Origin of the sequence: Pseudomonas azadiae (assembly GCF_019145355.1) — a bacterium.
Taxonomy (GTDB): domain Bacteria; phylum Pseudomonadota; class Gammaproteobacteria; order Pseudomonadales; family Pseudomonadaceae; genus Aquipseudomonas; species Aquipseudomonas azadiae.
Genome location: NZ_JAHSTY010000002.1, coordinates 2087966 through 2101965, shown reverse-complemented (window position 1 = coordinate 2101965; position 14000 = coordinate 2087966). Strand labels below are relative to the sequence as shown.

Annotated in this window: 13 protein-coding genes; 12 read left to right on the top strand and 1 reads right to left on the bottom strand. The window is 61.5% G+C overall.

The annotated features are described in order from the left end of the window. Nucleotides 1-2: 2 nt before the first annotated feature. Nucleotides 3-206, bottom strand: a complete 204-nt coding sequence (locus KVG91_RS25825; protein ID WP_217894952.1) for a hypothetical protein — start codon at nucleotides 204-206, stop codon at nucleotides 3-5. Between KVG91_RS25825 and KVG91_RS25820 the strand changes: the two genes are divergently transcribed. From KVG91_RS25820 to KVG91_RS25765, 12 genes are all read left to right on the top strand, one after another. Then, nucleotides 205-2142, top strand: a complete 1938-nt coding sequence (locus KVG91_RS25820) for a bifunctional 5-dehydro-2-deoxygluconokinase/5-dehydro-2-deoxyphosphogluconate aldolase (protein ID WP_169376995.1) — start codon at nucleotides 205-207, stop codon at nucleotides 2140-2142. The two genes, KVG91_RS25825 and KVG91_RS25820, sit on opposite strands and share 2 nt — an antisense overlap. Nucleotides 2143-2248: 106 nt before the next feature. Then, the gene (gene iolE, locus KVG91_RS25815; RefSeq protein ID WP_169376996.1) at nucleotides 2249-3142 is read left to right on the top strand and encodes a myo-inosose-2 dehydratase; all 894 of its coding nucleotides are present in this window, start codon (nucleotides 2249-2251) and stop codon (nucleotides 3140-3142) included. Further along, nucleotides 3139-3927, top strand: coding sequence for a 5-deoxy-glucuronate isomerase (gene iolB / locus KVG91_RS25810; RefSeq protein ID WP_169376997.1), 789 nt, complete (start codon nucleotides 3139-3141; stop codon nucleotides 3925-3927). The genes iolE and iolB overlap by 4 nt, the downstream gene beginning before the upstream one ends. Before the next feature lie 23 nt (nucleotides 3928-3950). Then, nucleotides 3951-4778, top strand: coding sequence for a TIM barrel protein (locus KVG91_RS25805; RefSeq protein ID WP_169376998.1), 828 nt, complete (start codon nucleotides 3951-3953; stop codon nucleotides 4776-4778). 157 nt (nucleotides 4779-4935) lie between these two features. Continuing rightward, nucleotides 4936-6867 (top strand): 3D-(3,5/4)-trihydroxycyclohexane-1,2-dione acylhydrolase (decyclizing), encoded by a 1932-nt coding sequence (iolD, locus tag KVG91_RS25800; protein WP_169376999.1) that lies wholly within the window; start codon nucleotides 4936-4938, stop codon nucleotides 6865-6867. A 20-nt stretch (nucleotides 6868-6887) separates the two neighbouring features. Beyond that, complete coding sequence (locus tag KVG91_RS25795; RefSeq protein ID WP_169377000.1) at nucleotides 6888-7913, top strand: Gfo/Idh/MocA family protein; 1026 nt, start codon at nucleotides 6888-6890, stop codon at nucleotides 7911-7913. Nucleotides 7914-8064: 151 nt separating this feature from the next. Beyond that, complete coding sequence (locus KVG91_RS25790; protein ID WP_217894951.1) at nucleotides 8065-9093, top strand: Gfo/Idh/MocA family protein; 1029 nt, start codon at nucleotides 8065-8067, stop codon at nucleotides 9091-9093. A gap of 151 nt (nucleotides 9094-9244) precedes the next feature. Next, nucleotides 9245-9424 (top strand): hypothetical protein, encoded by a 180-nt coding sequence (locus KVG91_RS25785; protein ID WP_169378534.1) that lies wholly within the window; start codon nucleotides 9245-9247, stop codon nucleotides 9422-9424. Nucleotides 9425-9484: 60 nt separating this feature from the next. Continuing rightward, entirely contained in the window at nucleotides 9485-10420 is a 936-nt protein-coding gene (locus KVG91_RS25780) for a sugar ABC transporter substrate-binding protein (RefSeq protein ID WP_169378533.1), read from the top strand. 65 nt (nucleotides 10421-10485) lie between these two features. Next, complete coding sequence (locus KVG91_RS25775; RefSeq protein ID WP_169378532.1) at nucleotides 10486-12039, top strand: sugar ABC transporter ATP-binding protein; 1554 nt, start codon at nucleotides 10486-10488, stop codon at nucleotides 12037-12039. Nucleotides 12040-12064: 25 nt separating this feature from the next. Continuing rightward, nucleotides 12065-13087, top strand: a complete 1023-nt coding sequence (locus tag KVG91_RS25770; protein WP_076952492.1) for an ABC transporter permease — start codon at nucleotides 12065-12067, stop codon at nucleotides 13085-13087. A 472-nt stretch (nucleotides 13088-13559) separates the two neighbouring features. Beyond that, entirely contained in the window at nucleotides 13560-13964 is a 405-nt protein-coding gene (locus KVG91_RS25765; RefSeq protein WP_003191666.1) for a TraR/DksA family transcriptional regulator, read from the top strand. Nucleotides 13965-14000 lie beyond the last annotated feature (36 nt).

The following is a 14000-nucleotide window of genomic DNA, read 5'->3' as shown; positions in this document are numbered from 1 at the left end:
CATCACGGGCGCCGTGGCCTGCTGAAACGATGCAGTGCCGCTGGAATGATCCTGTACACGCTTAATGGAAAAAATATTCCAAAGAAAAAATATCTGGAATAAATATTGATTGGCGTCGCCGGACGTTCTAGTCTGCTTGCACCAAGAGCGTTTGCCGTCGCCTCGGCGGCACAACGCAGGCTGATAAAAATAACAGGAGCCAGCATGGGCCAGACTCGTTTTGCCAGTGGGCGTCAATTGGATCTGATTTGCCTCGGGCGCCTGGGCGTCGACCTTTACGCACAGCAAGTGGGCGCGCGGCTTGAGGACGTTGCAAGCTTCGCCAAGTACCTTGGCGGTTCCTCCGCCAATATCGCCTTCGGCACCGCAAGGCTCGGGCTCAAGTCGGCCATGTTGAGCCGGGTCGGCGACGACCATATGGGCCGCTTTCTGGTGGAATCCCTGGCCCGTGAAGGCTGCGACGTCAGCGGTATCAAGGTCGACCCGGAGCGCCTCACCGCCCTGGTGCTGCTGGGCCTCAAGGACCGCGAAACCTTCCCCCTGGTGTTCTACCGCGAAAACTGCGCCGACATGGCCCTGCGCGCCGAAGACATCCATGAAGACTTTATTGCTTCGAGCAAGGCGCTGCTGATCACCGGCACGCATTTCTCCACCGACGCCGTCTACAAGGCCAGCATTCAGGCCCTGGATTACGCCGCGCGGCACAACGTCAAGCGCGTGCTGGACATCGACTACCGCCCGGTGCTGTGGGGCCTGGCGGGCAAGGCAGATGGCGAAACCCGTTTTGTCGCCGACCAGAATGTGAGCCAGCATGTGCAGAAAATCCTGCCGCGTTTCGACCTGATCGTCGGTACCGAAGAAGAATTCCTGATCGCCGGGGGCAGTGAAGACTTGCTCAGCGCCCTGCGTAAAGTGCGCGAACTGACCCCGGCGACCCTGGTGGTCAAGCTCGGCCCGCAGGGGTGCACGGTGATCCACGGCGCTATCCCCGCGCGGCTTGAAGACGGTGCCATTTATCCCGGTGTGCGCGTTGAAGTGCTCAATGTACTGGGCGCCGGCGATGCGTTCATGTCGGGCTTCCTCAGCGGCTGGATCAATGATGCCAGCGATGAGCGTTGCAGCCAGTTGGCCAACGCCTGCGGCGGCCTGGTCGTTTCGCGCCACGCCTGTGCCCCGGCCATGCCGACACCCGCAGAGCTGGAGTACCTGTTCAACAGCCCGGTGCCGATCACGCGGCCTGATCAGGACACCACGCTGCAACGCCTGCACCGTGTCACGGTGCCGCGCAAGGCCTGGAAGCAACTGTTCGTGTTTGCCTTCGACCATCGCTGGCAGTTGGTGGACCTGGCGCAAAAAGGCGGTCAGGACCCGGCACGCATCAGTGACGCCAAACAACTGTTTATCCAGGCCATCGAACGTGTCGAGCGCAAATTGAGCGAGCAGGGCGTTGACGCCGATGTGGGCCTGCTGGCCGACCAGCGCTTCGGCCAGGACGCGCTCAACGCCGCCAGCGGCCGTGGCTGGTGGATCGGGCGCCCGGTGGAAGTGCAGAATTCGCGGCCGCTGGCGTTCGAACATGGCCGCTCGATTGGCAGCAACCTGATTGCCTGGCCTCAGGAACACATCATCAAGTGCCTGGTGCAATTCCACCCGGACGACGAACCGTTGCTGCGCCTGGAGCAGGAAGCGCAACTCAAGGCGGTGTACGAGGCCTCGATCGTCAGCGGCCATGAATTGCTGCTGGAAGTCATCCCGCCCAAGGATCATCCGTCCACTTACCCGGACGTGCTCTACCGCAGCCTCAAGCGCCTGTACAACCTGGGCATCTACCCGGCGTGGTGGAAGATCGAGGCGCAGTCGGCCGAGGACTGGAAGCGCCTGGACGAGCTGATCCATGAGCGTGACCCGTACTGCCGGGGCGTGGTGCTGCTGGGCCTGAATGCCTCGGCCGAGTGCCTCGCCGAGGGCTTCCGGCAGGCACGCCTGAGCACAACCTGCCGGGGCTTTGCCGTGGGCCGCACGATCTTCCAGGAGCCGAGCCGCGCGTGGATGGCGGGGGAGATTGATGATGAGACCCTGATCCAGCGCGTCCAGGCGACCTTCGAACAGCTGATTCATGCCTGGCGCAGCGCCCGGGCCTAATCACAGCTTCAAATTTGAAATGCAATCCAATGTGGGAGCAGGCAAGCCAGCTCCCACATAAAGCAGATCCCAGTGATCTCAGGCTAAAACAATAAAAGGTGCAGCCATGCCCGCAATCCGAATTGGCATCAACCCGATCTCCTGGAGCAACGATGACCTCCCGGCCCTGGGCGGCGAGACGCCCCTGAGCACCGCCTTGAGCGAGGGCAAGGAAATCGGCTACGAAGGTTTCGAACTCAACGGTAAATTCCCCAAAGACGCCAAGGGCGTCGGCGATGTGTTGCGCCCCTACGACCTGGCCCTGGTCTCCGGCTGGTATTCCAGCCGCCTGGCCCGGCGCTCGGTAGCGGAAGAAATCGAGGCCATCGCCGACCATGTCGAGTTATTGAAACAGAACGGCGCCACGGTACTGGTCTATGGCGAAGTCGCCGATTCGATCCAGGGATCACGCGTCCGTCTGATCGAACGTCCGCGCTTTCACAGCGAGCAGGCCTGGCAGGACTACGCGGACAAACTCACTGAGCTGGCGCGCTTTACCTTGTCCCAAGGCGTGCGCCTGGCCTACCACCACCACATGGGCGCCTATGTCGAATCCCCGGAAGACATCGACCAGTTGATGAAACGCACCGGCCCCGAAGTCGGCCTGCTGTTCGATTCGGGCCACTGCTACATGGGTGGCGGCGAACCTCTGGAAGTGCTGCGCAAACACATCGACCGCGTCTGCCATGTGCATTTCAAGGACGTGCGCAAAGCAGTGGTGCAACTGGCGCGCAACCAGATGTGGAGCTTCCCCGACTGCATCGTCAACGGCACCTTTACCGTGCCGGGCGATGGCGATATCGACTTCGCACCATTGCTCGATGTGCTGCTGACCGCGAAGTATGAAGGCTGGCTGGTGGTGGAAGCCGAGCAGGACCCGGCGGTGGCGCCCAGCTATATCTATGCGAAAAAAGGCTATGACACGTTACGTGCTCTTTTGAATGAGAGGACCGGAAAATGAGCTTGTTGGTCAAAGGCAGCAAAAGCGGCAAAACCCTGGTCGCCCTGGAAGAAGGCCGCCTGGAGTACGTGGGTTTTCGCGCCTACCGCCTGAGCCTGGGCGAAACCCTGCCGGTCAGCGCCGGCGACAAAGAGCTGTGCCTGGTACTGCTCAGCGGTCGGGTGAACATCGAGGGCGAAGGGTTCAACTGGCAGAACCTGGGGGACCGCCAATCGGTCTTCGAAGACAAATCGCCGTTCGCCGCGTACCTGCCGCCGGGCACCGACGCCCAGGTCAGCGCCTTGAGCGACGTGCAGATCGCCGTCTGCGCGGCACCCGGCACGCAAGGCTACGCGCCGCGCCTGATCCGCCCGGAAAACTGCAAGCGCAGCGTGCGCGGCAAAGGCGCCAATACCCGCTACGTGTGCGACATCCTGCCCGACAGCGAGCCGGCGCATTCGCTGCTGGTGGTGGAGGTACGCACACCGTCCGGGCATTCGTCGAGCTACCCGCCGCACAAGCACGACACCGACGACCTGCCGCACCAGAGCTTCCTGGAAGAAACCTACTACCACCAGGTCAACCCGCCTCAGGGCTTCGTGTTTCAGCGTGTCTACACCGACGACCGCAGCATCGACCAGGCCATGGCCGTGGAAAACAGCGACCTGGTGGTGGTGCCCAAAGGGTATCACCCAGTCAGTGTGCCGTATGGCTACGAGTCCTATTACCTGAACGTGATGGCCGGCCCCAAGCGCGCCTGGCATTTCCACAACGACCCGCAGCACAGCTGGCTGCTGGACCTCTAAGCGGTTTCGGACGGAGAACAACAATGAAGTCGCCTTTACGCTTTGCCCTGAACCGCATGGTCGCGCCGCACCTGTCCCTGCCGGATTTCATCCAGTTGGCCGCCACGCTCAAGTGCGATGCCATCGAGATCCGCAATGACCTGGCGGACCGACAAATCGAATTCGGCACCCCGGCCGGCCGCGTGCGCGAGCTGTGTGCCGCGCAGGGCATTACGGTGCTGTCAATCAACGCGCTGTACCCCTTTGATGTGTGGAACGATGAACGCCGTGCCCAGGCGATCGCACTGGCGAGCTACGCCCGCGAATGTGGCGCCCAGGGCCTGGTGATGTGCCCGTTCAATGAGCCCGGCGACACGCGCAACGAAGCCCAGCGCGCGACCGGCCTGCGCACCGCCCTGAGCGAGCTGGCGCCGATCCTGCGCGAGTACGCAATTATGGGTTTCATCGAACCCCTGGGCTTTGAAGAGTGTGCGATGCGGCGCAAGCGCGTGGCGGTGGACGCGATCAAGTCCATCGGCGGCCTGGATGTGTTTCGCCTGGTGCATGACACTTTCCATCATCACCTGGCCGGCGAACAGGAGTTCTTCCCGGAACTGACCGGGCTGGTGCATATCTCCGGCGTGGAAGACACCGACGCGCCGCTCAATGCGATTCGCGACGGCCACCGCGTGCTGGTGGGCGAGGGCGATATTCTCGGCAATGCGGCGCAGATCGACACCTTGCTCGGCAGCGGCTACAGCGGTTACCTGTCGTTCGAGCCGTTTGCCGAGAGTGTGCATGGGTTGGCGGATATCCAGCAGGCGTTGGGTGCGAGCATGGCCCATTTGAACAACTCTCTGGTTCAACGCTGACCCACTGTGGGAGCTGGCTTGTCGGGCCGCCGCATCGCTGCGATAGCGATTTATCAAATACAGATTCGTTGCCTGACACACCGCTATCGCAGGCAAGCCAGCTCCCACATTGGATCGGTGTTGATCAATCAAATTGCATTCACACAAGGTGCAAGTGATGACCACAACACGATTGACCATGGCCCAGGCCCTGGTGAAGTTCCTCGATAACCAATACATCGAAGTCGATGGCGTGCAGAGCAAGTTCGTCGCCGGTGTGTTCACCATTTTCGGCCACGGCAACGTGCTGGGCCTGGGCCAGGCGCTGGAGCAGGACAGCGGTGACCTGGTCGTCCACCAGGGCCGCAACGAGCAGGGCATGGCCCATGCCGCCATCGGTTTCGCCAAGCAGCACCTGCGCCGCCAGATCTACGCGTGCACCGCGTCGGTAGGCCCCGGCGCCGCCAACATGCTCACCGCCGCCGCGACCGCCACGGCCAACCGTATCCCGTTGTTGCTGTTGCCGGGCGATGTCTACGCCAGCCGCCAGCCCGACCCGGTGCTGCAACAGATCGAGCAGTTCCACGACTTGAGCATCAGCACCAACGACGCGTTCCGCTCGGTGAGCAAATACTGGGACCGCATCAACCGTCCCGAGCAGTTGATGAGCGCCGCGATCCACGCCATGCGCGTGCTCACCGACCCGGCCGAAACCGGCGCCGTGACCCTGGCTTTGCCTCAGGATGTGCAGGCCGAAGCCTGGGACTATCCGGATTACTTCCTGCAAAAACGCGTGCACCGTATCGACCGTCGCCCGGCCACCGCCGCGATGATCGCGGACGCGCTGGCGGCTTTCGACGGCAAGCGCAAACCGCTGATCATCTGTGGCGGCGGCGTGAAGTATTCCGGTGCCAATGCTGCGTTGCAGGCCTTTGCCGAGCGTTTTGGTATCCCCTTCGCCGAAACCCAGGCCGGTAAAAGCGCGGTGGTTTCCAGCCATCCGCTGAACGTGGGCGGGATCGGTGAAACCGGCTGCCTGGCGGCGAACCTGCTGGCGCCTGAGGCCGACCTGATCATCGGTGTCGGCACGCGCTATACCGACTTCACCACCTCGTCCAAGTCGCTGTTCAAGCACGCCGAGGTGACGTTTTTGAACCTCAATATCAGCCCCTGCGATGCCTTGAAGCTGGACGGCGTGCAGGTGCTGGCCGACGCGCAAGTCGCCCTGCAAGCGCTCGCCGATGCGCTGGGGGATTACCGTTCCAGTTGGGGCGAGCAGGTCGCTGATGCCAAGGCGCAGTTGGACGCCGAAGTGGATCGCGTGCATCAGGTGGAGTATGCCGGCGACGGTTTCGTGCCCGAGGTCGACGATCACCTGGACCGCGCGGTGCTGCGTGAATTCATCGAACTGACCGGCTCCTGCCTCACCCAAAGCCGCGTGCTTGGCGTGCTCAACCAGACCCTGGCCGACGACGCAATCATCGTCGCCGCCGCCGGCAGCCTGCCCGGCGACCTGCAGCGTGCCTGGCGCAGCAAGGGCGTGAACACCTACCACGTCGAATACGGCTATTCATGCATGGGCTACGAGATCAATGCCGCCCTTGGCGTGAAACTCGCCGAGCCGACCAAAGAGGTCTACGCCCTGGTGGGTGACGGCTCCTACATGATGCTGCATTCGGAGCTGGCGACCTCAATTCAGGAGCGACGCAAGATCAACGTGGTGCTGCTCGACAACATGGCCTTCGGCTGCATCAACAACCTGCAGATCGGCAACGGCATGGACAGCTTCGGCACCGAATTCCGCTTTCGCGACCCCGAGAGCGGCAAGCTCGACGGCGGCCTGGTGCCGGTGGATTTCGCCATGAGCGCGGCGGCCTACGGCTGCAAGACCTACAAGGTCAGCACCGTGGAACAGCTCGAGGCCGCCTTGGCCGATGCGCGCACGCAAACGGTGTCGACGCTGATCGATATCAAGGTGCTGCCCAAGACCATGGTCCACGGCTACCTGTCGTGGTGGCGGGTCGGGGTGGCGCAGGTGTCCACCAGCGAACGCACGAATGCGGCCGCGAAAAAACTCAATGAACAGCTGGCCAAAGCCCGGCAGTACTAATAACAAAAAGGAGTGTTTGCATGTCTTTGCTTTCTAATTCACTGCGCATAGGTGTCATCGGTACGGGCGCCATCGGCCGCGACCATATTCGCCGTTGCAGCCAGACCTTGCTCAGCAGCCAGGTGGTGGCGGTGACCGACATCAACCTTGAGCAAGCGGCCAAGGTGGTCGCCGAGCTGAAGCTGGACGCCGAGGTGTACGCGGACGGCCATGCGCTGATCCATTCGCCACAGGTCGAGGCGATCCTGGTCACCTCGTGGGGCCCCAGCCATGAGGAATTCGTGTTGGCGGCCATCGCCGCCGGCAAGCCGGTATTCTGCGAAAAACCCCTGGCCGTCACCGCCGAGGGCTGCCGCCGGATCGTCGAGGCCGAAGTGGCCCATGGCAAGCGCCTGGTGCAGGTCGGTTTCATGCGCCCGTACGACGAAGGCTACCGCGCGCTCAAGGCCGTGATCGACAGCGGCCAGATCGGCGAGCCGCTGATGCTGCACTGCGCGCACCGCAACCCGACGGTGGGCGAGAACTACAAGACCGACATGGCGATCACCGACACCTTGATCCACGAGCTGGACGTGCTGCGCTGGTTGCTCAACGACGACTACGTGTCGGTGCAAGTGGTGTTCCCGCGCAAGTCGAGCAAGGCGCTGGCTCACCTGCGCGACCCGCAGATCGTGTTGCTGGAAACCGCCAAGGGCACGCGCATCGATGTGGAGGTGTTCGTGAACTGCCAGTACGGCTACGACATTCAGTGCGAAGTGGTAGGGGAAACCGGCATCGCCAAGTTGCCGGAGCCGTCCCAGGTGCAACTGCGCAGCGGGGCCAAGCTGTCCAACGCGATCCTGATGGACTGGAAAGACCGCTTTATCGGCGCCTATGACGTGGAGTTGCAGGCGTTTATCGACAGCGTGCGCGCCGGCCAGGTCGGCGGCCCGTCGGCATGGGATGGCTTTGCCGCGGCGGTGGCGGCGGATGCGTGCATTGAAGCCCAGGGCAGCGAGCAGATTGTGCAGGTCAGCTTGCCGCAGCGTCCGCGCTTTTACGGCTAACCCACTGAAGAGACTCGGTTAAAAATGTGGGAGCGGGCTTGCTCGCGAATGCGGTGGGTCAGCTGCAAATTCAGTGACTGACACTGCGCATTCGCGAGCAAGCCCGCTCCCACATTTTGATTGGGTTTGCACTTCATACAAGGAGTGAATTATGCGAATCGGACTAGTTGGCTACGGCCACGGCGGGCGTTTCTTTCACGCCCCATTAATAGCAACCTTGCCAGGCGCCACCTTTGTCGGCGTGGTGACCCGTTCACCCGAACGCCGCCAGCAACTGCACACCGATCACGCCGGCGTGAACGCCTTCGACTCCATCGGTCAGATCGTTGAAGCGGGCGTCGATGCGCTGGTCATTTCCACCACCCTCAAAGGCCGCCCGGCGCTGGTGCTGGAGGCTATTGAACACGGCGTGGCGGTGGTGAGCGACAAACCCTTCGCCGCCAACGCCGAACAGGCCCAGGCGCTGATCACCGCCGCCGAGCGCCATGAAGTGTTGCTGAGCGTCTACCAGAACCGACGCTGGGACTCGGATTACCTGACCCTGCGCAAACTCATCGACGCCGGCGCCCTCGGCCAGGTCAGCCGTTTCGAATCCCGCGTGGAGCGCTACAGCCCACAAGTGGTGGGCAATGCCAGCGGCGGCGGCTGGCTGCGCGACCTGGGCAGCCACTTGGTGGACCAGGCACTGCAACTGTTCGGCCCGGTGGAGCGGGTGTTTGCGCAATTGCATTACACCGCTGAACACCCCAGCGTCGACCACGGTTTTTTCGTCTCCCTGACCCACGCCAACGGGGTGATTTCCCACCTGTGGGGCAACGCCCTGCAAAACTGCCAGGCGCCGCGCTTTCGTGTGAGCGGCAGCCTGGGCTGTTACACCGTCGACGGCCTGGATGGTCAGGAAGAAGCGCTGATGGCGGGCAAATCACCGAAAACCGAAGGCGAGCACTGGGGCGCCGAGGAACATCGGCGCTGGGGCTGGTTCGAACAAGGCCCGGAGCGCGAACGGGTACCGTCGGAGAAAGGTTGCTGGACGCAGTTCTATCGCCAGTTGCAAGCGGCTGTGCAAGGGCAGGGACCGTTACCGGTGGACGCCTATGACGCGCTGCAAACCACCCGTGTATTGGACGCCGCGCGCCTCAGCGCGGAGCGCCGGCAGGTCATCGAGATGGCGGCGCTGTAGGAGATTTCCACAAAAATAGAACAAAATTCTAAAAGATGTTGATATGGAAATTTTTTTCCAATAAAGTCTTTTCCAGGTTGCAGAAAGTACGTTCGGACGCGATTCGGGCGACTCAACAAAAACAAGATCAAAAACAACCAGGTACCGTCAGATGAAAATCTTCAACGCTGTACTGCGCGTTTTACGCCCTGCCCACACGCCACGCGGTCTGCCCCGCGCCCGGCCGTTCTACTTCTCCTTTCTCAACGTGCTGTGCGTCGAAAACCAAGGCGCGCTGGTGTGCTGCATTCCGGGAGCACCGGTGGTTCGGCTGCCGTCAACTTCGCTCTGAGCTCATATCTGATAAACGCTACGTCCAAAAAACCAACAAGAAAGTGGAGACAGACCGTTCATGAAGACCCCGATCCGTTTTACCGCGCTGGCCCTGTCGTTGATGCTGGGCAGCGGTGTCGCGTGCGCCGCCGACCTCAAAGTGGGCGTGAGCATGTCCGCCTTCGATGACACCTTCCTGACCTACCTGCGTGAGGACATGGACAAGCAGGCCAAGTCCTATCCCAAGGGTGACGGCGTGCAATTGCAGTTTGAAGACGCGCGTGCCGACGTGGTCAAGCAACTGAGCCAGGTCGAGAACTTTATCAGCCAGAAGGTCGACGCGATCATCGTTAACCCGGTGGATACCGCATCGACCAAGAACATCATCAATGCCGCCACCAAGGCGGGCATCCCGCTGGTGTTCGTCAACCGTCGTCCCGACCAGAAAGACTTGCCCAAAGGCGTGGTAGCGGTGACTTCCGATGACCTCGAAGCGGGCAGGATGCAAATGCAGTACATCGCCGAAAAGATGGGCGGCAAGGGCAAAATCGTGATTTTGCTGGGTGACCTGGCCAACAATGCCACCACCAATCGGACCAAAGGCGTGAAAGAGATTCTGGCTAAATACCCCGACATCAAGATCGAGCAGGAACAGACCGGCACCTGGTTGCGTGATCGCGGCATGACCCTGGTCAACGACTGGCTGACCCAGGGCCGCGAGTTCAACGCCGTGCTGGCCAACAACGACGAAATGGCGATCGGTGCATCCATGGCCCTCAAATCCGCGGGTACCAAGCCGGGCAGCGTGTTGATCGCGGGGGTTGATGGCACGCCCGACGGTTTGAATGCAATCACCCGGGGTGACATGGCCGCCTCGGCGTTCCAGGACGCCAAAGGGCAAGCGGTCGGTTCGGTGGAAGCGGCGCGCAAGATGGCGAAGAACGAGCCGGTCGAGCAGAACGTGATCATCCCGTACCAATTGATCACCCCGGACAACGTCAAAGACTTCAAATAGCCCCGACATAACAACAATAAGCCGGCAGGGCGGTCACGGCCGCCCTGCAGAAGGAGAACTTCCCTATGCTCGCTCAAGCGACGTCTTCCCAGCCTCCCGGTACGCTGTCCCCTGAGCTGGAAGAACCCTACCTGTTGGAAATCGTCAACGTCAGCAAAGGCTTTCCCGGTGTCGTTGCCTTGGCGGATGTGCAATTGCGCGTACGCCCAGGCTCGGTCCTGGCGCTGATGGGCGAGAACGGTGCCGGCAAATCAACCCTGATGAAAATCATTGCCGGTATCTACCAGCCCGACGCCGGCCAGATTCGCCTGCGCGGCAAGCCGATCCGGTTTGACACGCCGCTGGACGCCCAAAAGGCCGGCATCGCGATGATTCACCAGGAACTCAACCTGATGCCGCACATGAGCATCGCCGAGAACATCTGGATCGGCCGCGAGCAGCTAAACGGCTTGCACATGGTCAACCACCGCGAAATGCACCGCTGCACCGCCGAGTTGCTGGCGCGCCTGCGCATCAACCTGGACCCCGAGGAACACGTTGGCAACCTGAGCATCGCCGAGCGGCAGATGGTCGAGATTGCCAAGGCGGTGTCTTACGACTCCGACATCCTGATCATGGATGAACCGACGTCGGCCATTACCGAAAAAGAAGTGGCCCATCTGTTCTCGATCATTGCCGACCTCAAGTCCCAGGGCAAAGGCATCGTCTACATCACCCATAAAATGAACGAAGTGTTTGCCATCGCCGATGAGGTGGCGGTGTTCCGCGACGGCCAGTACATCGGCCTGCAGCGTGCCGACAGCATGAACAGCGACAGCCTGATCTCGATGATGGTGGGGCGTGAACTGAGCCAGTTATTCCCGGTACGTGAAACGCCAATCGGCGAGCTGCTGCTGTCGGTGCGCGATCTGCGCCTGGACGGTGTGTTCAAGGACGTGTCGTTCGACCTGCACGCCGGTGAAATCCTCGGCATCGCCGGGTTGATGGGCTCGGGCCGGACCAACGTGGCGGAAACCATTTTCGGCATCACCCCAAGCAGCGGCGGGCAGATCACCCTCGACGGCGAGCCGGTGCGCATCACGGACCCGCACATGGCCATCGAGAAGGGCTTTGCGCTGTTGACCGAGGACCGCAAGCTCAGTGGCCTGTTCCCGTGCCTGTCGGTGCTGGAAAACATGGAGATGGCGGTGCTGCCGCATTATTCGGGCAATGGGTTTATCCAGCAAAAAGCCCTGCGCGCGCTATGCGAGGACATGTGCACGAAATTGCGGGTGAAAACCCCGTCCCTCGAGCAGTGCATCGACACCTTGTCCGGCGGGAACCAGCAAAAGGCCTTGCTCGCGCGCTGGTTGATGACCAACCCACGGCTGCTGATCCTGGATGAGCCGACCCGCGGCATCGACGTCGGCGCCAAGGCTGAGATTTACCGCTTGATTTCCTTCCTTGCCAGCGAAGGCATGGCGGTGATCATGATTTCCTCGGAGCTGCCCGAAGTGCTGGGCATGAGCGACCGGGTGATGGTGATGCACGAAGGCGAACTGATGGGCACCCTGGACCGCAGCGAAGCGACCCAGGAAAAAGTCATGCAGCTGGCTTCCGGAATGACGGCAGTCCACTGACTACAGAACAAGAAGGTGATTGGCTATGAACGCAATAACAGACAACAAGCCGGCCACGGCCCCGGCCAAGCAACGACGTCGCTTGCCCACCGAGCTGAGTATCTTCCTGGTGCTGATCGGCATCGGCCTGGTGTTTGAGCTGTTCGGCTGGATCGTGCGCGACCAGAGCTTTCTGATGAACTCCCAGCGCCTGGTGCTGATGATCCTGCAAGTGTCGATCATTGGCCTGCTGGCGATTGGTGTGACCCAGGTGATCATCACCACCGGCATCGACTTGTCGTCCGGCTCGGTACTGGCGCTGTCGGCGATGATCGCTGCCAGCCTGGCGCAGACCTCTGACTTTTCCCGGGCGGTGTTTCCGAGCCTGACCGACCTGCCGGTGTGGATTCCGGTGGCGATGGGGCTTGGCGTGGGGCTGCTGGCGGGGGCGATCAATGGCAGCATCATCGCCGTTACGGGCATCCCGCCGTTCATTGCCACCCTCGGCATGATGGTGTCGGCCCGTGGCCTGGCGCGTTATTACACCGAAGGCCAGCCGGTGAGCATGCTCTCGGACTCCTACACGGCCATTGGCCATGGCGCGATGCCGGTGATCATCTTCCTGGTGGTGGCGGTCATCTTCCATATCGCCCTGCGCTACACCAAGTACGGCAAGTACACCTACGCCATCGGCGGCAACATGCAGGCGGCGCGCACCTCGGGCATCAACGTCAAGCGCCACCTGATCATCGTCTACAGCATCGCCGGTTTGCTCGCCGGCCTGGCGGGCGTGGTGGCTTCGGCACGGGCCGCAACCGGCCAGGCCGGCATGGGCATGTCCTATGAACTGGACGCGATTGCCGCCGCGGTAATTGGCGGCACAAGCCTGGCGGGCGGGGTAGGGCGCATCACCGGCACCGTGATCGGCGCGCTGATCCTGGGGGTGATGGCCAGCGGGTTTACCTTTGTCGGTGTGGACGCGTATATCCAGGACATCATCAAGGGCCTGATCATCGTGGTGGCGGTGGTGATCGACCAGTACCGCAACAAGCGCAAGCTCAAGCGCTGACTGGGATTTGCGATCTGTCGTTCAGAGTTCAATGTGGGAGCTGGCTTGCCTGCGATGGCATCAACTCGGTGTGCCCGATGTACCGAGGTGTCGGCATCGCAGGCAAGCCAGCTCCCACAGAAAAACGGATCGGCGCAGTGCCCCAAGCTGTTCTTGACTCCCCAGCCTAGGGGAGTGCTGGCCGATTGAACAACCGTTTGTCTTCTATATAGCTCCACGACACTGAATTTCTTGCTATAAACGCACTCCGATAACCATTCGCCGAGCCCGTCCTGGTGCTTTTGGGGGTTATCTCGGAAAAATTGCCTGTCTTTTCAGTTGCTGCGCCCTCAAGTCGGCCTTAGACTGCCGCCCCTCGTAAATTGAGTGCCGGGTGGCGCTTGAAATGGACGGCGCCTTTCCGAGACCTGCAAAGGTCGACCGGAACGCTCCCTTATTCGCCTTAATGCACGTATTTTTTATAGAGAAATCAATGACAAAGGAAAAGTTGCTGGCCATGCCGGCGGATGACTACATGAATGCCGAACAGCACGCTTTTTTCGAGAAGTTGCTGCAAGACATGAAAGTGGAACACCACGAGCGCATTGAACAGAACCGTATCGCCATTGAAAGCCTGGACACCCCGGCCGATCCGGCCGACGCCGCTTCCGTTGAAGAAGAGCGTACCTGGCTGGTCAATGCCATCGACCGCGACCAGCGCATGCTGCCGCAGCTTGAGCGCGCACTGGAGCGCATCAAGGAAGACTCCTTTGGCTGGTGCGACGACAGCGGCGAGCCTATTGGCCTCAAACGCCTGCTGATCAGCCCGACCACCAAGTACTGCATCGAAGCGCAAGAGCGCCACGAGCAGATCGACAAGCACCAGCGCCAAGCCTGATGCGTTAAAGCTGGGGGATCGCACGCGGTTCCCCAG

Bases quoted from the DNA above. Each gene is read 5' to 3' on its own strand.
- KVG91_RS25820 (WP_169376995.1), top strand. From the start codon at position 205: ATGGGCCAGACTCGTTTTGCCAGTGGGCGTCAATTGGATCTGATTTGC.
- KVG91_RS25825 (WP_217894952.1), bottom strand. From the start codon at position 206: ATGCTGGCTCCTGTTATTTTTATCAGCCTGCGTTGTGCCGCCGAGGCG.
- KVG91_RS25785 (WP_169378534.1), top strand. From the start codon at position 9,245: ATGAAAATCTTCAACGCTGTACTGCGCGTTTTACGCCCTGCCCACACG.
- iolB (WP_169376997.1), top strand. From the start codon at position 3,139: ATGAGCTTGTTGGTCAAAGGCAGCAAAAGCGGCAAAACCCTGGTCGCC.
- iolD (WP_169376999.1), top strand. From the start codon at position 4,936: ATGACCACAACACGATTGACCATGGCCCAGGCCCTGGTGAAGTTCCTC.
- KVG91_RS25770 (WP_076952492.1), top strand. From the start codon at position 12,065: ATGAACGCAATAACAGACAACAAGCCGGCCACGGCCCCGGCCAAGCAA.
- KVG91_RS25790 (WP_217894951.1), top strand. From the start codon at position 8,065: ATGCGAATCGGACTAGTTGGCTACGGCCACGGCGGGCGTTTCTTTCAC.
- KVG91_RS25765 (WP_003191666.1), top strand. From the start codon at position 13,560: ATGACAAAGGAAAAGTTGCTGGCCATGCCGGCGGATGACTACATGAAT.
- KVG91_RS25795 (WP_169377000.1), top strand. From the start codon at position 6,888: ATGTCTTTGCTTTCTAATTCACTGCGCATAGGTGTCATCGGTACGGGC.
- KVG91_RS25805 (WP_169376998.1), top strand. From the start codon at position 3,951: ATGAAGTCGCCTTTACGCTTTGCCCTGAACCGCATGGTCGCGCCGCAC.
- KVG91_RS25780 (WP_169378533.1), top strand. From the start codon at position 9,485: ATGAAGACCCCGATCCGTTTTACCGCGCTGGCCCTGTCGTTGATGCTG.
- iolE (WP_169376996.1), top strand. From the start codon at position 2,249: ATGCCCGCAATCCGAATTGGCATCAACCCGATCTCCTGGAGCAACGAT.
- KVG91_RS25775 (WP_169378532.1), top strand. From the start codon at position 10,486: ATGCTCGCTCAAGCGACGTCTTCCCAGCCTCCCGGTACGCTGTCCCCT.